The organism is Pseudomonas parasichuanensis (genome assembly GCF_021601385.1).
GTDB lineage: Bacteria > Pseudomonadota > Gammaproteobacteria > Pseudomonadales > Pseudomonadaceae > Aquipseudomonas > Aquipseudomonas parasichuanensis.
This window is the reverse complement of sequence record NZ_BQHO01000005.1, coordinates 103,819-124,477: the sequence shown is the minus strand read 5'-3', so window position 1 is coordinate 124,477 and position 20,659 is coordinate 103,819. Positions and strand designations below refer to the sequence as shown.

At 63.0% G+C, this 20,659-nt stretch carries 18 protein-coding genes; 11 read left to right on the top strand and 7 right to left on the bottom strand.

All coding sequences use genetic code 11. The features are described from left to right. Window positions 1–119 precede the first annotated feature (119 nt). Entirely contained in the window at window positions 120–1,364 is a 1,245-nt protein-coding gene (locus L6D77_RS06165) for an MFS transporter (RefSeq protein ID WP_232882224.1), read from the top strand. Between the two features lie 154 nt (window positions 1,365–1,518). Here L6D77_RS06165 and L6D77_RS06160 read toward each other — a convergent pair whose 3' ends face one another. After that, entirely contained in the window at window positions 1,519–3,069 is a 1,551-nt protein-coding gene (locus tag L6D77_RS06160) for an AmpG family muropeptide MFS transporter (RefSeq protein WP_232882225.1), read from the bottom strand. A gap of 43 nt (window positions 3,070–3,112) precedes the next feature. Continuing rightward, window positions 3,113–3,466: an MGMT family protein gene (locus L6D77_RS06155; RefSeq protein WP_232882226.1), complete on the bottom strand. Its 354-nt coding sequence runs from the start codon at window positions 3,464–3,466 to the stop codon at window positions 3,113–3,115. Between the two features lie 153 nt (window positions 3,467–3,619). Here L6D77_RS06155 and L6D77_RS06150 point away from each other — a divergent pair, with 153 nt between their 5' ends. From L6D77_RS06150 to groL, 5 genes are all read left to right on the top strand, one after another. Next, the gene (locus L6D77_RS06150) at window positions 3,620–4,627 is read left to right on the top strand and encodes a DUF481 domain-containing protein (protein ID WP_232882227.1); all 1,008 of its coding nucleotides are present in this window, start codon (window positions 3,620–3,622) and stop codon (window positions 4,625–4,627) included. 131 nt (window positions 4,628–4,758) lie between these two features. Further along, complete coding sequence (locus L6D77_RS06145) at window positions 4,759–5,490, top strand: HugZ family pyridoxamine 5'-phosphate oxidase (protein WP_232882228.1); 732 nt, start codon at window positions 4,759–4,761, stop codon at window positions 5,488–5,490. 66 nt (window positions 5,491–5,556) lie between these two features. Next, the gene (locus L6D77_RS06140; protein ID WP_110991597.1) at window positions 5,557–6,018 is read left to right on the top strand and encodes an FxsA family protein; all 462 of its coding nucleotides are present in this window, start codon (window positions 5,557–5,559) and stop codon (window positions 6,016–6,018) included. A 259-nt stretch (window positions 6,019–6,277) separates the two neighbouring features. Next, a complete protein-coding gene (locus L6D77_RS06135; RefSeq protein WP_016488938.1) occupies window positions 6,278–6,571 on the top strand; it encodes a co-chaperone GroES in 294 nt (97 codons plus the stop codon). Between the two features lie 48 nt (window positions 6,572–6,619). Continuing rightward, window positions 6,620–8,260, top strand: coding sequence for a chaperonin GroEL (gene groL, locus L6D77_RS06130; protein WP_232882229.1), 1,641 nt, complete (start codon window positions 6,620–6,622; stop codon window positions 8,258–8,260). A 99-nt stretch (window positions 8,261–8,359) separates the two neighbouring features. On the opposite strand, the gene L6D77_RS06125 is transcribed toward groL, so the two are convergent. Continuing rightward, window positions 8,360–9,088 carry a phosphatase PAP2 family protein gene (locus L6D77_RS06125; protein WP_232882230.1) on the bottom strand — a complete coding sequence of 243 codons (729 nt, stop codon included), beginning with the start codon at window positions 9,086–9,088 and terminating at the stop codon, window positions 8,360–8,362. Window positions 9,089–9,258: 170 nt separating this feature from the next. Here L6D77_RS06125 and colR point away from each other — a divergent pair, with 170 nt between their 5' ends. The 5 genes from colR to L6D77_RS06100 all read left to right on the top strand — a co-directional run bounded on the left by colR (window position 9,259) and on the right by L6D77_RS06100 (window position 12,984). Further along, window positions 9,259–9,942: a two-component system response regulator ColR gene (gene colR, locus L6D77_RS06120; protein ID WP_028689695.1), complete on the top strand. Its 684-nt coding sequence runs from the start codon at window positions 9,259–9,261 to the stop codon at window positions 9,940–9,942. Continuing rightward, on the top strand, window positions 9,932–11,260 hold the full coding sequence (locus tag L6D77_RS06115; RefSeq protein ID WP_232882231.1) for a sensor histidine kinase: 1,329 nt from the start codon (window positions 9,932–9,934) through the stop codon (window positions 11,258–11,260). Before colR ends, L6D77_RS06115 begins: the two co-directional genes overlap by 11 nt. 108 nt (window positions 11,261–11,368) lie before the next feature. Further along, on the top strand, window positions 11,369–12,049 hold the full coding sequence (locus tag L6D77_RS06110; protein WP_236170029.1) for a class I SAM-dependent methyltransferase: 681 nt from the start codon (window positions 11,369–11,371) through the stop codon (window positions 12,047–12,049). 6 nt (window positions 12,050–12,055) lie between these two features. Further along, complete coding sequence (locus tag L6D77_RS06105) at window positions 12,056–12,757, top strand: lipopolysaccharide kinase InaA family protein (protein WP_232882233.1); 702 nt, start codon at window positions 12,056–12,058, stop codon at window positions 12,755–12,757. Next, window positions 12,754–12,984 (top strand): hypothetical protein, encoded by a 231-nt coding sequence (locus L6D77_RS06100; protein WP_232882234.1) that lies wholly within the window; start codon window positions 12,754–12,756, stop codon window positions 12,982–12,984. The genes L6D77_RS06105 and L6D77_RS06100 overlap by 4 nt, the downstream gene beginning before the upstream one ends. A 1,093-nt stretch (window positions 12,985–14,077) precedes the next feature. Here L6D77_RS06100 and L6D77_RS06095 read toward each other — a convergent pair. From L6D77_RS06095 to L6D77_RS06080, 4 genes are all read right to left on the bottom strand, one after another. Then, complete coding sequence (locus L6D77_RS06095) at window positions 14,078–17,113, bottom strand: multidrug efflux RND transporter permease subunit (RefSeq protein ID WP_232882235.1); 3,036 nt, start codon at window positions 17,111–17,113, stop codon at window positions 14,078–14,080. A gap of 13 nt (window positions 17,114–17,126) precedes the next feature. After that, complete coding sequence (locus tag L6D77_RS06090) at window positions 17,127–18,269, bottom strand: efflux RND transporter periplasmic adaptor subunit (protein WP_232882236.1); 1,143 nt, start codon at window positions 18,267–18,269, stop codon at window positions 17,127–17,129. A 221-nt stretch (window positions 18,270–18,490) separates the two neighbouring features. Then, window positions 18,491–19,588 carry a DUF1513 domain-containing protein gene (locus L6D77_RS06085; RefSeq protein ID WP_232882237.1) on the bottom strand — a complete coding sequence of 366 codons (1,098 nt, stop codon included), beginning with the start codon at window positions 19,586–19,588 and terminating at the stop codon, window positions 18,491–18,493. A 2-nt stretch (window positions 19,589–19,590) separates the two neighbouring features. Continuing rightward, the gene (locus L6D77_RS06080; RefSeq protein ID WP_232882238.1) at window positions 19,591–20,655 is read right to left on the bottom strand and encodes an imelysin family protein; all 1,065 of its coding nucleotides are present in this window, start codon (window positions 20,653–20,655) and stop codon (window positions 19,591–19,593) included. Window positions 20,656–20,659 lie beyond the last annotated feature (4 nt).

The following is a 20,659-nucleotide window of genomic DNA, read 5'->3' as shown; positions in this document are numbered from 1 at the left end:
TACCCGCGAAGGGGCGCACAGCGGCCCCGGCTATTTCTGCCCCTTACACTTGCTCACAGCAATCCGCCGTCATTTCTGGCATATAGCCTGACCCCACCCGTTCCCACCTGATACTGATCATGAAACCACTGCTGTACATCACCCCCGTGCGCGCCTTGCTGTTCGGCCTGACCCTGGCGCTGTTCGAGCTGCTGACCTACCTGGCCAGCGACGCCGTCATGCCCGCCATGCCGGTCGTGGTTGGCGATCTGGACGCCAGCCCGGAATTCATCCCTCACGCCCTCAACCTGTACCTGCTGGGTGGGGTGGTGCTGCAATGGCTGATCGGCCCGTTGGCCGACCGTTACGGCCGACGCCCGTTGCTGCTGACGGGTTGCCTGTTCTTCGGCGTGGCGTGCCTGGCGACGTTCTGGGTACATGACATCGGCTTGTTCAACCTGCTGCGCCTGCTGCAGGGCATCGGCCTGGGCTTCGTGGTCACGGTCAGTTACCCGGCCCTCAACGAGGCGTTCAGCGAGGCCGACGCGGTGCGCATGATGGCCTTGCTGGCCAACATTGCATTACTGTCGCCGCTGCTCGGGCCGCTGGTGGGTACCCTGATGCTGCAGTGGCTGGACTGGCGCTGGCTGTTCGTGGCGTTCGCCCTCGGGGCGGTGCTGTGCTGGGGGCTGCTGTACCGCTTGATGCCGGAAACCCTGGGGGTGGAGCGCCGCGACGGCTCGCGCCTGCCGTTCACGCCGATCCACCTGCTGCCGCTGTTGGCCGGCTATGGCCAGCTGCTGGCCAACCGCCGGTTTGTCGCGGGCAGCGCGGCGCTGGGCCTGGTCGGTTTGCCGCTGATCGGCTGGATTGGCCTGTCGCCGGTGCTGCTGATCCACGACGAAGGCTTGAGCACCATGGAATACGCCCTGTGGCAGTTGCCGGTGTTCGCCGGGTTGATCCTCGGCAACCTGATCATCAACCGCATCGCCGACCGCTACCCGCTGCCTGCACTGGTACGTGGTGCGCTGTGGCCCTACCTGGCCGGCCTGAGCCTGATGGTGCTGGCCACCTGGTACTGGCCGACGGTGACCAGCGTGGTCGCCGGCATGTCCCTGTACGCCCTTGGCTTGGGCGTGGCCAATGCGGTGCTGTACCGCATGACCTTGTTCGCCAGCGAGCAGAGCAAGGGCCTGGTATCGGCCATGTTGGGGATGATCACCATTGCCCTGTTGGGGCTGGGTGGCGCGTTGCTGGCGATGCTGGGGGCAGGGGCGAGCCTGATGCACTTTGCCCTGGCGGCTGGCATGGCAGGGGCGCTGGCGCTGTGGCCGTTGTGGTTCGTGGTGGGCCGGCGGCCGGGGGAAGGGGCTGTGGCGCAGTGATTGCTACCAGCCTTGCTGGTGTGCGTTACCTTTAGATCCTTGGGGCTGCTTTGCAGCCCTTTTCGCGGCACAAGGCCGCTCCTACAGGAGACCGTGGATTCCCTGTAGGAGCGGCCTTGTGCCGCGAAAAGGGGCGCATAGCGCCCCTCGGTGATCAGGGCTGCTGCTCAGCCGCCGGGCTCTGAACCGGCACCGGCTTTCCCCGTCCGACCTCCTGGCGCCAGTGCAGGGCGATCAGGATCAACGTCGGCACGCCCAGCAGGGCAGTGATCAGGAAGAAGTCGTGGTAGCCGAACTTCTCCACCATCACCCCCGAATAGCCGCCGATCAAGCGCGGCAGCAGCAGCATGATCGAGCTGAGCAGCGCGTATTGCGTGGCCGAGAACTTCAGGTTGGTCAGGCTCGACAGGTAGGCGACGAACGCCGAGGTGGCCAGGCCCGAGCTGAAGTTGTCCAGCGAGATGGTCACCACCAGCATTTCCAGGTTCGGCCCCATGTCGGCCAGCATCAGGAACAGGATGTTGGTCGCCGCCGAGGCCGCGCCGCCGATGAACAGGATCGGCAGGATGCCGAAACGCACGATCAGCAGGCCGCCGGCACCGGCGCCGACCAAGGTCATGATCAGGCCGAAGATCTTGCTGACGCTGGCGATCTGGTCCTTGGTGAAGCCCATGTCGATGTAGAACACGTTGGCCATCACGCCCATCACCGTGTCGGACATCCGGTAGGTGGCGATCAGCCCGAGCAGCAGCAGGGCCTGCCAGCGGTAGCGGGCGATGAAGTCGTTGACCGGGGTGAGCACCGGGGCCAGGCCACGACGGCCGAGGGACGACAGGCACGCCCAGCTCAGCAGTGCATAGAGCAGCAGGCGCAGGAAGGCGCGGTCTTCGAGCAGCAGGTCGAGCGGGGTTGCATCGCCGAACAGCACGCTGGCCCAGTCGGTGTTGAACATCTGGGTGAAACTGGCGGGTACCGAAACCAGCAGGATGATCAGCACGAACACCGACGCCAGTTGGTGCATCAGCCCGTAGCGTGCCGCCGACAGTTGGGTGCGCAGCGGCACCGGGGGTTCACGCATGATCAGTGTGGTGAACACCGCCGGCAGCATCAGCACACCGAACAGCACGTAGGTGCCGGTCCAGGCTTGATGCAGGTAGCTGAAGCCGGTAGAGCCGAACCACTCGGCGAAGAACAGCGCGCCGGCCGTGGCCAGCAGGGCCGCGACCCGGTAGCCGGCCATGTAGCTGGCGGCCAGTGCGGCCTGGCGCTGGTCGTCGGCGATTTCCAGGCGGTAGGCGTCGACGGCGATGTCCTGGGTGGCCGAGGCAAAGGCCACCAGCACTGCCAGCGCGATCAGCCACGACAGGTGCTTCTGTGGGTCGCAGAAGCCCATGCCGACCAGGCCTACCACAACCAGCACTTGCGACAGCAGCAACCACGAACGACGGCGGCCCATGCCGCCGAGCAGCGGCAAGCGCCATTGGTCGAGCAGGGGAGACCACACCCACTTGAAGGCATACGCCAAGCCGATCAGGCTGGCGTAACCGATGGTTTCGCGCGCCACGCCGGCTTCGCGCAGCCACACCGAAAGGGTCGAGAAGACCAGCATGTACGGCAGGCCGGCGGCGAATCCGAGCAGCAAAAGTACCAGGGTTGACGGGCTGGCATAGGCAGCGAGCGCAGCGCGCCAGGTTTTACGGGGCATGGGCCAACATCTGCCTCAAGTTTGCGAAAACAAAGCGCGCACTCTAACCGCTGTGCTCCATCGGGCGCCAGCCATGGCGCGCCATATCCACACGATTATTGGCTACATTCACGCCTTCTGCGCGCAGACGGGCGCGCTGTTCGTCGCCAGAAGGGGTGCCCAGCGCCAGGCTCAGGCGCCCGCCCGCACCGAGCACCCGGTGCCACGGCAGGCGGGTGTCCGTGGGCAGCTGCCCGAGGGTGCGGCCCACCCAGCGGGCTGCGCGGCCAAGGCCAGCAAGCTCGGCGAGCTGGCCGTAGCTGACCACCTTGCCTGGCGGTACCTGGCCGAGCACCGAATACAGTGCCATTCGTCGGGCTTCGGCATCTTCCGGTGGGGCAGCAGAGGCGGCAGACATCAGAGCCCCCTTGGCCTGTGGATGAAACCGGACGGATGGCAACGGCAAATAAGAGTGGAACTCATCGGCATGGTCTGGGTCTGTCCTTGCTCATGGCGTGGGCATCTGGATAATGCCCGGCTTTTTTCGGCAAATCGAATCCGTAGTCCACTTATGCTCTCAAGAATCCTGCTCTGCTTCTTCGCTGTTTCCCTTTGCGCCCCGGCGTTGGCCGATACCGTGTGGATGAAGAACGGCGATCGACTCAGTGGCAAGATCACCGTTTTCGATGGCGGCAAGTTGCTGCTGGAGACCTCATACGGTGGTTCCATCGCCCTGGACTGGAAACAGGTAAAGACCCTTGAGAGCGACCAGGAGTTGCTGGTCAAGCAGGACGCCTACAGCGGCGAGAAGGCCAAGTCACTCAAGGCTGCCGAGCCGGGCAAGGTGACCTTGGCCAACGGTGATGAGCCCAAGACCGTGGAGCTGGCCAGCATCGAGCAGATCATGAAGCCCCGCCCGCTGGTCGAGGACTTCCTGTGGAAAGGCAATGTCGACGTGGCGCTGGACTACAAGCGCGCCGAGAACGACACCGATGACTACGACGTCAGCTTCAAGACCACCGCGCGCCACGGTCGCTGGCGGCATAACGCCGAAGGCGAATACAACCGCGAGAGCAAGGACGAGGTCACCACCGCCAACAACTGGAGCGCGGAATATGCGCTCGACCGTTTCATCACCGACAAATGGTTCTGGCAGGGGCGCCTGGAATACAAGCGCGACCAGATCGAAGAACTGGCGCGCCAGCGCACCGTCGGTACTGGCCCGGGCTACCAGTTCTGGGATGACGAGTTGGGGGCGTTCTCGTTGGGCTCGCTGATCAACCGCACCGATTACCAGTACCGTGACGGCGGCAAGGACAACTTCTACGCCGCGGCCGTGAAGTGGGACTACACCCGTTACCTGATCGGCAAGAAAGTGCAGTTCTTCACCAATGGCGAGGTCGGCAAGCCGTTTGGTGGTGTCGCCGACTACGCCCTCGATGCGGAAATGGGGCTGCGCTACAAGGTCACCGAATGGGCTTCGCTCAACCTCAAGGCGGAAAAAGACCTGATCAAGGGCACTGATGATCGTGACCTGGACAAGACCCGCTACACCGCCGGTTTCGGCGTCACCTGGTAGGGGCAGCGGCAAGTCTCAAGCGGCAAGCTTCAAGCATGGGCGCACTGTCCGAACGTAATGTGGTCCTTGCTTTTTCTTGGCGCATGTAGCTTATAACTTGCAGCTGATTATTATTCGCCGAGGATCTCGCTGTGAGTTCGAATGCCCTGCGCCCAGCCCGGGAACTGCTGCTCAAGGAGTACCGTGGCGTGCTCTCCACCCATTCCAAGTCGATGCCGGGTTTCCCGTTCGGTTCGGTGGTTCCCTACTGCCTCGATGCCGAAGGGCACCCCGTCATTCTTATCAGCCGTATCGCCCAGCACACCCACAACCTGCAGAAGGACCCCAAGTGTTCGCTGCTGGTGGGCGAGCGTGAGGCCGAGGACGTGCAGGCAGTAGGGCGCCTGACGGTGATGGCCGAGGCCCACAAGCTCAGCGACGAGGCGGCCATCGAAGCTGCCGCCGCGCGCTACTACCGCTACTTCCCGGAGTCGGCGAACTACCACAAAGCCCACGATTTCGACTTTTGGGTACTGCTACCGGTGCGCCACCGCTATATTGGCGGCTTCGGTGCGATTCACTGGCTCGACCAGGTCACCCTGGCCAACCCGTTTGCTGGCGCTGCCGAAGCGAGCATGATCGAGCACATGAACAGCGATCATGCCAATGCGATTGCCCACTATGTCGCGCTAACCGGCCTGCCGAGCGCGACCGCGGCTGAAATGGTCGGCATCGACAGCGAAGGCATGCACCTGCGCATCGGCCAGGCGGTGTACTGGCTGGCCTTCCCGACAACTTGTAATACCCCGACACAAGTCCGCGAAGCCCTGGTGCTGCTGGCTCGCGCCGAACAGTGGCCGACGGTGGCGCGCGCAGAGGGTTGAAAAAACGCCTGCACGCATCCATCTGATGCTCCTACAGGAAGATGTTCTTCCGTCGAGGAATTCGTGATGCGTGCCTTTTTACTGCTGTTTCTCCTTTTCCCTGTGCTGGAGCTGTTCGTCTTCGTCAAGGTCAGCGCCGCCATCGGTTTCTTCCCGGCGCTGCTGCTGATCATCGCAGGCTCCGCACTGGGTGTGCTGGTAATGCGCGTCGCCGGCCTGGCGACTGCCCTGCGTGCCCGCGAGAGCCTGCAACGCGGCGAGCTGCCTGCCGAAGAAATGTTCCAGGGGCTGATGATGGCGGTGGGTGGTGGCCTGTTGCTGCTGCCGGGCTTCATCAGTGACGTGCTGGGCCTGCTGTGCCTGCTGCCGTTCACCCGTCGCCTGGTGGCCGGCAAGCTGCGCCGCCGTGCCGAAGAGCAGGCCCTGCGCCAGCGCGCGTTCCAGGACGACCCGTTCCAGGCCCAGCCACGCGATCCCGGCCACCGCCCCAACGTGATCGAAGGCGAGTACGAGCGCCGCGACAAATAATTAGGCAAGTGATCGTGGGAGCGGCACTCCGGTACCCCCACGAATCGTTTTGAGCGCCTAATGAAAATTTTTCCGTATCAAGCCTTGTAATCGAATAAGGCGGCCTCATGTATGTGGTCACCGCAAGGTTTCTGGTGGCGACACCAGACATGACTCAGGTGGTTCGCCCTTCGCGGGCCACCCCCGGCAACGCCGGACCGCATCAACCCGCCGGTGCTGGCACCGGCCGATGAAAACCACTATTTGGGAGAGATCGACAATGAAGCTTCGTCCTCTGCATGACCGCGTCGTTATCCGTCGCAGCGAAGAAGAATCGAAAACCGCTGGCGGTATCGTCCTGCCGGGTTCGGCCGCCGAAAAACCGAACCGCGGCGAAGTCGTCGCTGTCGGCACCGGTCGCATCCTGGACAACGGCGAAGTTCGCGCGCTGGCCGTGAAAGTGGGTGACAAAGTGGTTTTCGGCCCTTACTCGGGCAGCAACACCGTGAAAGTCGATGGCGAAGACCTGCTGGTCATGGCCGAGAACGAAATCCTGGCCGTTGTCGAAGGCTGATTTCTCCGACTTCCCGTTACTCCAAAGAATTCCAAGGATTAAACGATCATGGCTGCTAAAGACGTAAAATTCGGCGATTCCGCCCGTAAGAAAATGCTGGTTGGTGTCAACGTTCTGGCTGACGCGGTAAAAGCGACCCTGGGCCCGAAAGGCCGCAACGTGGTCCTGGCCAAGAGCTTCGGCGCGCCGACCATCACCAAGGACGGCGTTTCCGTCGCCAAAGAAATCGAGCTCAAAGACGCCTTCGAAAACATGGGCGCCCAGCTGGTCAAGGAAGTTGCTTCCAAGGCCAACGACGCTGCCGGTGATGGCACCACCACCGCTACCGTCCTGGCTCAGGCCATCGTCAACGAAGGCCTGAAAGCCGTCGCTGCCGGCATGAACCCGATGGACCTCAAGCGCGGCATCGACAAGGCCACCGCCGCCGTTGTCGCCGAGCTGAAGAACCTGTCCAAGCCATGCGCCGATTCCAAGGCCATCGCCCAGGTTGGCACCATCTCCGCCAACTCCGACAACTCCATCGGTGAAATCATCGCCGAAGCCATGGAAAAAGTCGGTAAAGAAGGCGTGATCACCGTTGAAGAAGGCTCGGGCCTGGAAAACGAACTGTCCGTCGTAGAAGGCATGCAGTTCGACCGTGGCTACCTGTCGCCTTACTTCGTCAACAAGCCGGACACCATGGTTGCCGAGCTGGAAGGCCCGCTGCTGCTGCTGGTCGACAAGAAGATCTCCAACATCCGCGAGCTGCTGCCAGTACTGGAAGCCGTTGCCAAATCCGGCCGTCCGCTGCTGATCGTTGCCGAAGACGTCGAAGGCGAAGCGCTGGCTACCCTGGTGGTCAACAACATGCGCGGCATCGTCAAGGTTGCTGCGGTCAAGGCTCCGGGCTTCGGCGACCGCCGCAAGGCCATGCTGCAGGACATCGCCGTCCTGACCGGCGGCCAGGTCATCTCCGAAGAAATCGGCCTGTCCCTGGAAACCGCCACCCTGGAGCACCTGGGTAACGCCAAGCGCGTCATCCTGTCCAAGGAAAACACCACCATCATCGATGGTGCTGGCGCCGACACCGAGATCGAAGCCCGCGTCAAACAGATCCGTGCCCAGATCGAAGAAACCTCTTCGGACTACGACCGTGAGAAGCTGCAAGAGCGTCTGGCCAAACTGGCTGGCGGTGTTGCCGTGATCAAGGTCGGTGCTGGCACCGAAGTTGAAATGAAAGAGAAGAAAGCCCGCGTTGAAGACGCCCTGCACGCTACCCGTGCAGCCGTCGAAGAAGGCGTGGTGCCTGGCGGTGGTGTTGCCCTGGTGCGTGCCCTGTCGGCCATCGCTGACCTCAAAGGCGACAACGAAGACCAGAACGTCGGTATCGCCCTGCTGCGTCGCGCTGTCGAAGCCCCGCTGCGCCAGATCACTGCCAACGCCGGCGACGAGCCAAGCGTCGTGGCCGACAAGGTCAAGCAAGGTTCGGGCAACTACGGCTACAACGCCGCTACCGGCGAATACGGCGACATGATCGAGATGGGCATCCTGGACCCAGCCAAGGTCACCCGTTCGGCTCTGCAAGCTGCAGCTTCGATCGGTGGTCTGATGATCACCACCGAAGCCATGGTTGCCGACCTGCCGGAAGACAAGCCAGCTGCTGGCATGCCTGATATGGGCGGCATGGGTGGCATGGGCGGCATGATGTAAGCCAGCCTTACCCCCAGCTGTAATGAAAAAGCCCCGGTTCGCGAGAACCGGGGCTTTTTCGTTGCCTGTATCTGGCCTCCTCGCGGGTTTACCCGCGAATCAGGCGACGCTGGGCTCGACGACAGGCGCCTGTGCCATCCCCCGGCGATACAGCACCAGGTAGTAACACCCCAGCCCGATCAGCCAGCAGAACACCGCCGTCCAGATGTTGTGCGAGAGAAAGTGCGCACCCTGCATCATCCTGCCTACCGACAGCACCGAGCCCGCCACGAATGCCAGCCCCAGCGCCGCCTTGGCCAGGCGCGGCCGGCGATCACGCAGCACGAAGAACAGCGCGAACAGGCAGAACCCGGTCGCCGCATGGCCACCCGGCCAGCACAGGCCGGCCTTGTCGGTGGCCGGGCGTGGCTCGAGGAGCTTGCTGTAGGTTTCGCTGCCGCCGAACTGGCTCAGGCTCCATGGGCACTGTACCTGGGTCAGTTGCTTGAGCGGGGTTACGAAGGCCGTGGACAGGCTCAGAGCCAGCACCAGGCAGCCCAGTTCACGACGCCAGCCGAACAGGCGTTGCCAGAAGAAGCTGGCGACGAAGGCCGCTACCGCCACCAGGCTCAAGGCGATCACCACCTGCTTGACCCGGTCGTGCAGGATGGTTTCCAGCACGTAGCTGTGGCGACCGATGAACTCCCCGGCAGCCCGGTCGAAGAACAGGTTGGCCAGGTCCATGTCCACCGATGTCCATTCCAGCAGGATCAGCGCGACGATGGTGACGAAAGGGATGCCCAGGTAGAGCCACGGATTGATCGGGCGTGGGCGAAGGGTTTCCTGCATGACAGCTCCAGGGATGGAAAAAGACCGGGCATTGTCGGGCGCCCGCTATCCTGTGTCCGTGAAGGTTCGGTGAAAAAACTGTCAAGCTCGGTGAATTTTCCCAAGGGCTGGCACAGGGCCGGCGATGGCCTTAAGCTGCCGCCGAGCGAAGCGCGGTACAGGAGACCCCGATGCGTATTCTTTTGGTTGAAGACAACCGCGACATTCTTGCCAACCTGGCCGACTACCTGGGCATGAAAGGCTACACCGTGGACTGCGCCCAGGATGGCCTGTCGGGCCTGCACCTGGCGGCCACCGAGCACTACGACCTGATCGTGCTGGATATCATGCTCCCCGGCATCGACGGCTACACACTGTGCAAACGCCTGCGCGAGGACGCCCGCCGCGATACCCCGGTGATCATGCTGACCGCCCGCGACCAACTGGATGATCGTCTGCAGGGCTTCCGTTCAGGTGCCGATGATTACCTGCTCAAGCCATTCGCCTTGTCGGAACTGGCCGCGCGTATCGAAGCGGTGCTGCGCCGGGCCCAGGGCGGTGGGCGGCGTACCTTGCAGGTGGCCGACCTGAGCTATGACCTCGACACCCTCGAAGTGACCCGCCAGGGCCGCCTGCTCAAGCTCAACCCGGTGGGCCTCAAGCTGCTCGCCGTGCTGATGCAGAAAAGCCCCCACGTGCTGCGCCGCGAAGTGCTCGAAGAGGCCCTGTGGGGGGATGATTGCCCCGACAGCGACAGCCTGCGCAGCCACGTCCATCAGTTGCGCCAGGTGATCGACAAACCGTTCGACAAACCCCTGCTGCACACCGTCCATGGCGTCGGCTATCGCCTCGCCGAGGGCCGCGATGGAGTTTAAGCAGAGCCTTGCCCAGCGCATCATCATCGCCTTTGCGTTGATGAGCGCGCTGGTGGCCGGGGCCTTTGCCTTCGGTATCGTCGCCACCGTGCATCTGGTGGAAGAGCGCTTGATTTCCTCGGTGCTCGGCGGCGATCTGCAGCGTCTGCTGCGCATGGACAGTGTCAGCGACTGGAGCCATCGGCCACGCCCGGACCAGCTGTTCTACTTCAGCGGTGGGCGTGATGATTTCGAGCTGCCCAAGGATCTGCGGCATCTGGATCCGGGCTTCCATGAGGTGTTTCGCGACCAGTTGTCGTATCACGCGATGGTCGAGATCGTCGATGGCCGGCGCTACGTGCTGCTGCAGGACCAGAGCGATTTCGAAGAGCGCGAGCGGGTGCTGTTCGCCGTGGTGGTGGTGGGCTTTGTGCTCAGCCTGGCGCTGGCGGTGATCCTCGGCTGGGTGTTGGCACGACGGGTGATGGCGCCAGTGATCCGCCTGGCACGCCAGGTGCGGCATCGCGACCAGTTGCTTGGCCTGGCGCCACCGCTGGCGCCGGATTACGCGGCGGACGAGGTGGGGCAGCTGGCGGTGGCCTTCGACGATACCCTGGGCCGCCTGCGTGATGCGCTGACCCGAGAACGCCTGTTCACCAGCGACGTCAGCCACGAGTTGCGTACGCCATTGATGGTACTGGCCACGTCGTGCGAGCTGCTGATTGAAAACCCTAACCTGGACAGCCGTGCGCGCAGCCAGGTCGAGCGCATCGCACGGGCTACCGAGGAGATGCGTGAGCTGGTCAAGACGTTTCTCATGCTGGCCCGCGCGCAACGTGACGAAGGTGCAATCGCCGCCAAGGCGACCCTGCGTGAAGTGGCCGATGACCTGACCGCCGTGTGGCGTGACACCATCGAGCAGAAGGGCCTGGCCCTTTACTACGATGGCCGGGTGAGTGCCAGCCCGGCACTGTACAACGCCACCTTCCTGCAATCGGTGATGGGCAACCTGCTGCGCAATGCCGCCCACTACACCGATGGCGGCTATATCCGCCTTAGCCTTGAGCCCAACGGGTTCAGCGTCGAGGACAGTGGGGTGGGTATCCCGGAGGAGCAGCGCGAGGCGATGTTCCGTCCGTTCGTGCGCGGTGACGAACGCCGTGGCGAGGGGCTGGGGCTGGGGCTTTCACTGGTACAGCGGATCTGTGATGACCAGGGTTGGCGTGTCACCCTGAGCACTACGCTGCCCCACGGTTGCCGCTTCCAGGTTGACCTGAGCCAGGGTAACAAGATGGTCGTTGAGGACGAAGACGGCGATGGGGTTTTGGATCCGCATTAACGTCTTGTAATACCTCCCCTGATTGATGACAGAATTTTCACATTGGCATGACCTGATTCCAACGCCCGCCTTCCTAAGGTGGGCGCAATCGGAGACAGGAGATGCTCTATGCGTAGCCCAATCAAACTCGAGTTTTCGGAGAAGTACGACCGGGACCATGCCCGTGATTACTTCCTCAAGCATCAGGACGGCCTGGCCAGACGGCTGTCGCACAAACGTGACGAGCAAATGGCCCGGCATGCCCTGGCGCTGGCTGGCGAGCCGGGCCTGGTGCTCGACCTGCCGTGTGGCGCCGGGCGCTTCTGGCCGCTGCTGGCGGAAAAACCCAACCGCGTGATCATTGGCGCCGACAATTCTGCGGCGATGATCGAGACAGCCTGTGCCGCACAACCGCCAGAGGTGGTGAAGCGGGTACGCCCCTTGCAGACTTCCGCCTTCGCCATTGATCTGCCGGACAACTCGGTCGACAGCATCTTCTGCATGCGCTTGTTTCATCATATTGGCGACCCGGCCCATCGCAAGACGATTCTTTCGGAGTTTCAACGAGTTAGCCGCGACAGTGTGATTCTGTCGCTGTGGGTGGATGGTAATTTCAAGGCATGGCGGCGTAAGAAACTTGAAGCGCGACGCAGTGTCAGAGCCGAGCAGGACAGCTACCAGAACCGCTTTGTGTTACCGGCGGCTACAGTAGAAGAAGAATTTACGGCGGCAGGTTTCAGAATTCAGGAGCGGCTCGACTTCTTGCCGCTCTACGCGATGTGGCGCGTATACGTTTTACGTAAGGGGTAGTGATTGATGACGGCAGTGCAGAAAGAGTCCGGGCAGTTCGATTTCTACTGGCAGCAGCAGGGTGAATGGGTCGAGGAACCCAACCAGCGCCGGGGTGGCGAAAGCGGCGTGCAGCGCCTCTGCGACGCCAGCGGGCAATTGCTGTATGCCAAGCGCCAGGTGGGTCATATCTACCGGAGCCTGCTGCACCCGTTCGGTCGGCCCACGGTCTTGCGCGAACTCGATGCCTTGAACAGTTTCGAGCAACTGGGTGTGCGTGTGCCACGCATTGTGTTTGCCGGTGCTGAGCGTGATGCTGACCATCAATGGCGCGCATTGCTGGTGAGTGAAGCGCTGGACGGTTTTGTCGACCTGGACACCTGGTACAGCGAAGGCGCCCGTGAGCGTTATCCCCAGGCGGTCCACGAGCGGATGTTCAAGGACCTGGCCGACAACCTGGCGCGCATGCACCTGGGGCACTGGCAGCATGGCTGCCTCTATGGCAAGCATGTGTTCGTCAAGGTGATCGGCACCGGTGAGCAGGCCCGGGCTGAGGTGGCCTTGCTCGACCTGGAGAAGTGCCGACGGCGCATCAGTTGCCAACGCGCGGCGTACAACGACTTGCGTCAGCTGCGCCGCCATTCGTCGATCACTGACGCAGAGTGGCAGACCTTGCTCTATTTTTACCAGATGGCGTTTGGCAGCGCTGTCAAAGGGTTAGAGCAATGAAACTAGAAATCGCTCGAGCTTTGTTTCTTGTTGGGGCACTGGCGGTGACCACGGTGGCAGCGGCTGCCTGGGAGCAGCCGGGGCTGACGGTGTTCAGCAAGGCCGAAGTCGGTGGTTTGTGCCCGCTGCCGCGGGAGGCGAAGGTCGAGCAGGCGTCTGTTCAACCGGATCATGATTTGTTGTTGTTTCTGTTTGGGATGAGGCAGGGGCTGCGGCCGTTTGGTTGATGGTTTGTTTGTTTGATTTAGGCGCCAGAAGTTTATGTGGACTTCTGGCGTTTTGGTGTTTGGTGTTTGGTGATTGTGTTGAGAGTTGTATGCGCATTCATTTGTGGTGTCGACGCGTAGTCACCTTTCCGCCCTTACGGCGGCTTACTTTGGTCTTGGCCAAAGTAAGCAAAGCCGCTCGCTCCCATCATACGGCCCCTACGCTGCGCTTCGGGGTCCCTTCGCTCCGGCGTCCTCCGGGCCCGCGCGGCCTCCGACTTGCTGCGCAAGTCTACATCTCGCGCCTTCGGCTGCGCCGAAGGGTGCTGCGCACCAGGGCCCTCCAGACGCCTGCGCTCAGCCTCCTGAAGTCGCGAAGTTAGGGGCGGCGCCTGGGCTGGCGTTAGCTGTCGCTAGTTGGATTGGTTGGGAACTCTGGATTGCAATCGCTGGCAAGCCAGCTCCCACAGGATATTGCCAAACTTTCAGACTTGCGTTGTACCTGTGGGAGCCGGCTTGCCGGCGATAGGGCCAGAACAATCAATACATCAACAGCAGCCAAGCCTAGATAGCAATATCACTGCTCTTGATCTGCTCTTGATCTGCTCTTGATCTGCTCTTGATCTGCTCTTGATCTGCTCTTGATCTGCTCTTGATCTGCTCTTGATCTGCTCTTGATCTGCTCTTGATCTGTTTTTGCTTTTGCTTCTAAGCGCGCAATAGTCCAGGCAACACAAATTGCGACTTCAGGAGGCCGAGCGGAGGTGACTGGAGGGCCCTGGTGCGCAGCACCCTTCGGCGCAGCCGAAGGCGCGAGATGTAGACTTGCGCAGCAAGTCGTAGGCCGCGCGGGCCCGGAAGGCACCGGAGTCGAGGGGACCCCGGAGCGTAGCGCAGGGGCCGTATGATGGGAGCAGGCGGTTTTGCCTACTTTGGCCAAGACCAAAGTAGGCCGCCGTAAGGGCGGAAAGGTGACTAAAAGTCGACATCGCCGCCGAATGCGCATACATATACCAAAACAAACACTCTGAAACCCGAACCCGAACCCGAACCCGAACCCGAACCCGAACCCGAACCCGAACCCGAACCCGAGCCCGAACCCGCAGCCAAAAACTCACCCAGCCAAACCCCGCCCCTTATGCGCCAACACCGTATAAATACAAGGCAGCACAAACAACGTAAACAACGTCCCAATCGACATCCCCGTAGCAATCACCAGCCCGATATCAAACCGGCTAACCGCCCCAGCCCCGGTCGCCAATATCAACGGCACCATCCCAAACACCATGGCCGCCGTGGTCATCAGCACCGGCCGCAACCGAATCGCCGCCGCCTCCTCGATCGCCTCACGCACCCCCAGGCCCTTCTCCTCCCGCAATTGGTTGGCAAACTCGACGATCAGAATGCCGTGCTTGGTAATCAACCCGATCAAGGTCACCAGCCCCACCTGGGTATAGATGTTCATGCTCGACACCCCAAGGAACAGCGGCAACAACGCCCCACAGATCGACAACGGCACCGTCACCAGAATCACCAACGGATCACGGAAACTCTCGAACTGCGCCGCCAGCACCAGGAAGATGATCGCCAGGGCCAGGCCAAAGGTCATCCACAGTGCGCTGCCTTCCTGCACGAACTGCCGCGCCGTGCCGGCATAGTCGACCGAGAAACCCTCGGGGGCTTCCTCGCGGGCGATGGCACGCACGGTGTCCAGCGCTTCGCCCATGCTCACCATCGGTACCCCCTGGATGATCGCCGAGTTGAGCTGCTGGAACTGGTTGAGCTGACGCGGCCGGGCGCGGTCGCTGAGGGTGATCAGGGTAGACAGCGGCAGCAGCTGGCCCTGGTCGTTCTTCACGTAGTAGTTGTTCAGCCAGCCGGGGTTGGCACGGTAGGGCCGCTCGACCTGCGCGATCACCTTGTAGCTACGGCCCTCCAGGGTAAAACGGTTGATCTCCGCCTCGCCCAGCAGGGTGGCCAGGGTACCGCCCAGGGCGTCCATCGACACGCCCATCTGCGCCGCCTTGGCGCGGTCGATGTCGATCAGCACCTCAGGCTTGTCGAATGCCAGGTCGATATCGAGGAAGGCGAACTTGCCGGAAGCTTCGGCGCGGGTTTTGACGCGCTGGGCCACATCGAGCAGGGCAGGGTAGTCACCGGCGGTGTTGATCACGAACTGGAACGGCAACCCTTCGCCGGTACCGGGTAGCGAGGGCAGGTTGAAGCCGAAGATCTGCAGGCCGCCGATCTGTGAAAGCTTGGCCTGCACCAGCGGCAACAACGCCATCTGCGTGCGGTCGCGTTCGCTCCACGGTTTGAGCAGAAAACCGCCAATACCGGTTTGCACGCCGTTGAAACCGTTGATCTGGAACGACGAGTAGTACTCGGGGAAGGTCCTGAACAACGGCGTGAACTTGTCGGTGTAGGCATTGAGGTAGTCGAGGTTGGCGGTCTGTGGCGAGCTGCTCATCATGAAGATCACCCCCTGGTCCTCGTCCGGGGCCAGTTCGTTGCGGGTGAACATCAGCAGCACCGGGATCAGGCACAGGATCAACACGGCGAACACCAGCACCACCGGGCGGCTGTCGAGGGTGCCGTGCAGCAGGCGCTGGTAGCGCAGTTTGAGGTTCTCGAAGATCAGGTCCAGGCGATGGGCCAGGCCCGTAGGGTTCTGCTCGTGGCGCAACAGCAGCGCGCACATCATCGGCGACAGGGTCAGGGCGACGATGCCGGAAATGATCACCGCACCGGCCAGCGTAAGGGCAAACTCCTTGAACAAGGCACCGGTCAACCCGGTGAGAAAACCGATCGGCGCATACACCGCCGCCAGGGTGATGGTCATTGATACCACCGGCAAGGCAATCTCCCGCGCGCCTTCGAGCGCCGCCTCGAACGGGGTCTGGCCCTCTTCGATATGGCGATGGATGTTCTCCACCACCACGATGGCGTCGTCCACCACCAGGCCGATGGCCAGGACCATGGCCAGCAGTGTCAGCAGGTTCAGCGAGTAGCCCATCATCTGCATGAAGAACAGCACCCCGATCATCGACAGCGGGATGGTCACCACCGGGATCACCACCGAGCGCAGGGCGCCGAGGAACAGAAACACCACGACAATGACGATCAATACCGCCTCGCCCAGGGTCTTGATCACTTCATTGATCGAGGCCTGGATGAACAGCGTGGCGTCGTAGGCGATCGACACCTTCAGGCTCGACGGCAGTTCTTCCTCCAGCTGCGGCATGAGCTTGCGTACTTCCTTGATCACGTCCAGCGGGTTGGCTGCCGGGGTGGCCTTGATGCCGATGTACACCGAAGGCGTACCGTCGAACGAGCTGACCGTGTCGTAGTTCTCGGCGCCCATCTCGATGCGTGCCACATCGCCCAGCAGCACCCGGCTGTCGCCGGCGGTCTTGACCGGCAGGGCGGCGAAGGCATCGGCGGTCTTGAGCTCGGTGCTGGCGTTGATGCTGGTGACCACGTACTCGCCTTTCACCTCACCGGCGGCGGCGAGGAAGTTGTAGCGGCGCACGGCATTGGTCACGTCCACCGCCGACAGGCCAAAGCCGGCCAGCTTCACCGGGTCGATCCAGATGCGCATGGCGAACACCTGGTTGCCGAGGATCTGCGCTTCGGCCATGCCGGGCAGGGTGGCCAGCTTGGGTTGGATCACCCGTGACAGGTAGTCGGTGATCTGCGGGTTGCTCATCTGGGTGCTGTAGAAACTGATGTACATCAGCGCCGAGGCATCGGCCGCTTCCTTGCTCAGCACCGGGTCTTCCGAGTCCTGGGGTAGCTTGTTGCGCACCTCGTTGGCCTTGGCCAGCAGTTGGGTGAACAGGCGGTCGGTGTCGGCGCCAATGCGTGCGTAGACCGAGATCACCGAGAAGTTCTGCCGGCTCACCGAGGTCATGTAGTCGATGCCATCGGCGCTGGCCAGGCTCTGTTGCAGCGGCTGGGTGATGTAGCCCTGGATGGTCTCGGCATTGGCCCCAGGGTAGGCGGTGGTCACCGTGATCAGGGCATTTTCCATGGCCGGGTACTGGCGGATCTGCAGTTTGTTCCAGGCTTGCAGGCCCAGCAGCAGGATCAGCAGGCTGACCACGCTGGCCAATACCGGGCGACGGATGAACGGGTCGGTGAACGCCATGGCCGGCTCCTGTTCAGTTCGCGCCAGGCGCCGCAGGTTTGAGGACCTGGTCGTCGCTGATACGGATTGCCGCGCCGGGGCTGAGCTTGAGCTGGCCGGCGGTCACCACCTGGTCGCCGGCCTGCAGGCCCTTGTTCACTACCACCCAGCCGTCGCGCCGTTCGCCGGTCTGCACGGTGCGCTGTTCGGCGATCAACTGCGGCTGGCCGTCGGCAGCGGGCGCTGGCTGGCCATCCGCGGCCTTCTTCGGGGTGATCACATAGACCGAGTTGCCATACAGGGTGAAGGTGATGGCGTTCTCTGGCACCACCACCTGCGGTTGTGGGTTGGGCAGCAGCAGCTGCAGGCTGGCGAACATGCCCGGCAGCAGCTTGCCGTCGGGGTTGGCCAGGGTGGCGCGGGCCAGCAGGTTGCGCGTGCTTTCCTCGACCTTGGGGTTGATCGCACTGAGGCTGGCGGGGAAGGTCTGGCCTGGGTAGGCCGCCACCTGTACCAGCACTTGCTGGCCCAGGCTCAGCTGCGGCAGGGCCTGTTCCGGCACGTTGAAGTCGACATAGAGGCTGGACAGGTCCTGCAGGGTGGCGATTACCGTGCCACTGGCGAGGTAGGCACCGACATCCACCTGGCGAATGCCGATGGTGCCGCTGAACGGCGCGCTGATGCTTTTTTTCGCCAGCGACGCCTTGAGCTGATCGACCACCGCCTGGTTGCGCCGGTATTGGGTGGTGAGGCGGTCGTATTCGCCGCGGGAGATGGCCGAGTCGCCGACCAGCTGGCTGCCGCGACCAAAGTCGACCTTGGCCAGGTTCAGGTCGGCCTGGGCGGTGCCCAGCAGCGCGGTTTCCTGGTCGTGGTCCAGTTGCAGCAGCAGTTGCCCGGCCTTGACCTGCTGGCCCGACTCGAAGTGCAGCGACTTGACCGTGCCGGCCACTTCCAGGCTCAGCTCAACGCCCTGGTAGGCCTTGAGGCTGCCAACCGCCGGCAGGCGCTGCTGCCACTGGCGCAGTTCGGCCTGGGCCGCGGCAACGCTGACCGGCGGCTTGGGCTGGCTGAACATCTGCACCTGCTTGTAGATGGAGAAGGCCTTGATGCCCCCCAGGATCAGCACGATCAGCAAGACAACGGCCAACATGATCAGCATGCGGCGGCGCAACATGGTCCGGTTCCCTGGAGGCGAGGTTGTTATGGATTACGCGCGACCACGGGCGATCCTGCCCACGTGCGATGGGGGAAAGTATTGTCGGTTTTTCGGAAAAGGGGAGGAGATGGCTGCCTGTTATGGCCTCATCGCTGGCAAGCCAGCTCCCACTCCGGTTGCGCATAACCTTTGTGGGAGCCGGCTTGCCGGCGATGAGGCCGGTGCAGGCAACAGAGCCATCAGGCCAGGTGCAGGTGGTTGTCCCAGAACCCGGATGGCAGGTTCATCGGTTGCCCGATCAGCTCTGCCTTGCGGCAGTCGTAAAAGCGGCAACGCCCCTGCCCGGAGGTCACGACGAAACCATCCTGCACCGCACCCACCCCGGCGCAATCGGGCATCGGCGCATCGAGCTTCACCGCGCCGCTGTCCAGGTCCCAGATGAACAACCGGTTGGCCCGTGGCGCGGTTAGCGCCACCAGCCGCAGGTCGCTGTGGATGGCGACGCTGGCGGTGTACTGGGCCATCGACTGCAATTGCCGCTCGGGCACCGGGAAGGCCTTGAACGGCTCGCCGGGGCGTTTGATCGCCAGCAGCTCGGCGGTCTCCTGCGAGCCGCCCATGAACTGCTGGCAGGCGGCGATGGTGCCGTCGTCACCCACCGCCAGGTGGCGCACGCTGTTCATCTGCTGGGCCAGGGTTTCCTTGCTCAGCAGGGTGCCGTCGCGCTGCATCAGCACCAGGCTCGGCTGCATGGCGTCGAGGTTCATCTCCACCCGGCTTTCGGCCTCGGTGCGAATGCCGCCGTTGGCCACCACCAGGGTCTCGCCGTCGGGCAGCCAGGCCACTTCGTGGGGGCCGATGCCGTGGGTCGAGAGCTCGCCGGTGTGCACCAGGCGCTCACCTTCGAAGCGGTACACGCCCAGCACGCCACGGCCTGGGTCGGTGGTGTCGTTCTCGGTGGTGTACAGCCATTCGCCGCCCTTGTGGATCACCGCATGGCCGTAGAAGTGGCGATGCGGCTTCGAGGTGACGGTTTGCAGCAGGCGCCCGTCGCGCAGGTCGACCAGGTAGCTTTCGGTGCCGGGCCGGCGGGCGACGAACAGGGCGATGGGCAGCTCAGGGTGGTTGATGATCGCGTGGCAACGCTGGGCTACCTGGGTGCTGAACACCTGGGTGCCGTCCAGGCGGAACCCGACGGCGTAATGCTTGCCGTCGCCATCGTCGCGCGCCGACAGCAGCAAGGGTTCGCTGCCTTTGTTGCGAAACAGGCTCCAGCCGCCCAGGGTGAGGGCGCTGAGCAGTACGCTACCGAGTTTGATCGCCTGGCGTCGCAGCATGATCAGTCACCGTCGTTGGCGTTGAAGCCCAGCTGAATGTTAAGCGCCTTGGCCAGTTCGCCTTCATGCAGGCGATGAAGGACGTTCAGGCTGTCGTAGATCTGGTTCAGCGCCTGCTGGCCAGCCTCGTCGGCCAGCAGCTCGCCGAGGGTCTTCTGGTTGCCGTCCAGCAACTTGAGCGTGGCCGCGTAGGCGTCGTCGATCTTCTGTGCCAGCGCCGCCTGGTCTTTGCCCAGCAGGCCGCGCAGGCCCTGGTTGTCGACCCCGACCCATACGGTCTGGGCGGCCTTGAGCGAGGCTTCCAGGCTCTTGAGCGAGGAATGGCTGCGCCAGGCTTCGGCCTGCAGCGGTTGCGGGATGCCCTTGCTCTGGCGGCCCATTGGCGCACCGAGTTTTTTCTTCAGGGTGTCCAGGCCGGTGACCTGGGCGCGCAGCAGGTCGGCGATCGCTTCGTGGGAGTCGGCGTAGCGCTGGTTGGGGAACTTGGTCATCTGCGACAACATGCCGTCGGTGCTGTTCCAGTTCTTGAGGATGTCCTCGGCCAGTGCCTTCTGGTGCTCGCCGATGGCCACCAGCAATGGGCAGTAGCGGGCTTTCTGTTCAGCACTGGCAACATCCGGCTTGCTGTCGAACAGGATGTATTCGTAGGCGGACAGGCCGCGCACCACGACGCTGGCCTTGCCCAGCGACTCGGCATCGACCGGCTTGTCGCCATTGACCAGTTGCTCGACCTGGCGACCGACCAGGTTCTTCTTGTCCGGCCAGAACTGCACCTGCCAGGCGCGGTTGCCTTCGGCCAGCGGGCCGACCAGCAGCGGTTGCAGCTCGGCCCAGGCTTTCTGCGCGTTGAGGAAGTCGGCGCGGGCGTTGTCCAGCGAGGTCTTGCCTTCGCAATAGGCCAGGGCGCTGGCGGCCAGCGCGCGGTCTGCTTCTACCCAACGGCTGTAGGTCGGCAGGATCACCTGCTTGGCGATGGCGGCGGAGGTCACGGCTTGTGGGTCCTGCGGCGAGCAGGCACCGAGGGCGAGTGCGGCGAGGCTGGTGAACAACAGTTTGGGTCGGAACATGCCC

Bases quoted from the DNA above. Each gene is read 5' to 3' on its own strand.
- L6D77_RS06165 (WP_232882224.1), top strand. From the start codon at position 120: ATGAAACCACTGCTGTACATCACCCCCGTGCGCGCCTTGCTGTTCGGC.
- L6D77_RS06160 (WP_232882225.1), bottom strand. From the start codon at position 3,069: ATGCCCCGTAAAACCTGGCGCGCTGCGCTCGCTGCCTATGCCAGCCCG.
- L6D77_RS06155 (WP_232882226.1), bottom strand. From the start codon at position 3,466: ATGTCTGCCGCCTCTGCTGCCCCACCGGAAGATGCCGAAGCCCGACGA.
- L6D77_RS06150 (WP_232882227.1), top strand. From the start codon at position 3,620: ATGCTCTCAAGAATCCTGCTCTGCTTCTTCGCTGTTTCCCTTTGCGCC.
- L6D77_RS06140 (WP_110991597.1), top strand. From the start codon at position 5,557: ATGCGTGCCTTTTTACTGCTGTTTCTCCTTTTCCCTGTGCTGGAGCTG.
- L6D77_RS06135 (WP_016488938.1), top strand. From the start codon at position 6,278: ATGAAGCTTCGTCCTCTGCATGACCGCGTCGTTATCCGTCGCAGCGAA.
- groL (WP_232882229.1), top strand. From the start codon at position 6,620: ATGGCTGCTAAAGACGTAAAATTCGGCGATTCCGCCCGTAAGAAAATG.
- L6D77_RS06125 (WP_232882230.1), bottom strand. From the start codon at position 9,088: ATGCAGGAAACCCTTCGCCCACGCCCGATCAATCCGTGGCTCTACCTG.
- colR (WP_028689695.1), top strand. From the start codon at position 9,259: ATGCGTATTCTTTTGGTTGAAGACAACCGCGACATTCTTGCCAACCTG.
- L6D77_RS06115 (WP_232882231.1), top strand. From the start codon at position 9,932: ATGGAGTTTAAGCAGAGCCTTGCCCAGCGCATCATCATCGCCTTTGCG.
- L6D77_RS06110 (WP_236170029.1), top strand. From the start codon at position 11,369: ATGCGTAGCCCAATCAAACTCGAGTTTTCGGAGAAGTACGACCGGGAC.
- L6D77_RS06105 (WP_232882233.1), top strand. From the start codon at position 12,056: ATGACGGCAGTGCAGAAAGAGTCCGGGCAGTTCGATTTCTACTGGCAG.
- L6D77_RS06100 (WP_232882234.1), top strand. From the start codon at position 12,754: ATGAAACTAGAAATCGCTCGAGCTTTGTTTCTTGTTGGGGCACTGGCG.
- L6D77_RS06095 (WP_232882235.1), bottom strand. From the start codon at position 17,113: ATGGCGTTCACCGACCCGTTCATCCGTCGCCCGGTATTGGCCAGCGTG.
- L6D77_RS06090 (WP_232882236.1), bottom strand. From the start codon at position 18,269: ATGTTGCGCCGCCGCATGCTGATCATGTTGGCCGTTGTCTTGCTGATC.
- L6D77_RS06085 (WP_232882237.1), bottom strand. From the start codon at position 19,588: ATGCTGCGACGCCAGGCGATCAAACTCGGTAGCGTACTGCTCAGCGCC.
- L6D77_RS06080 (WP_232882238.1), bottom strand. From the start codon at position 20,655: ATGTTCCGACCCAAACTGTTGTTCACCAGCCTCGCCGCACTCGCCCTC.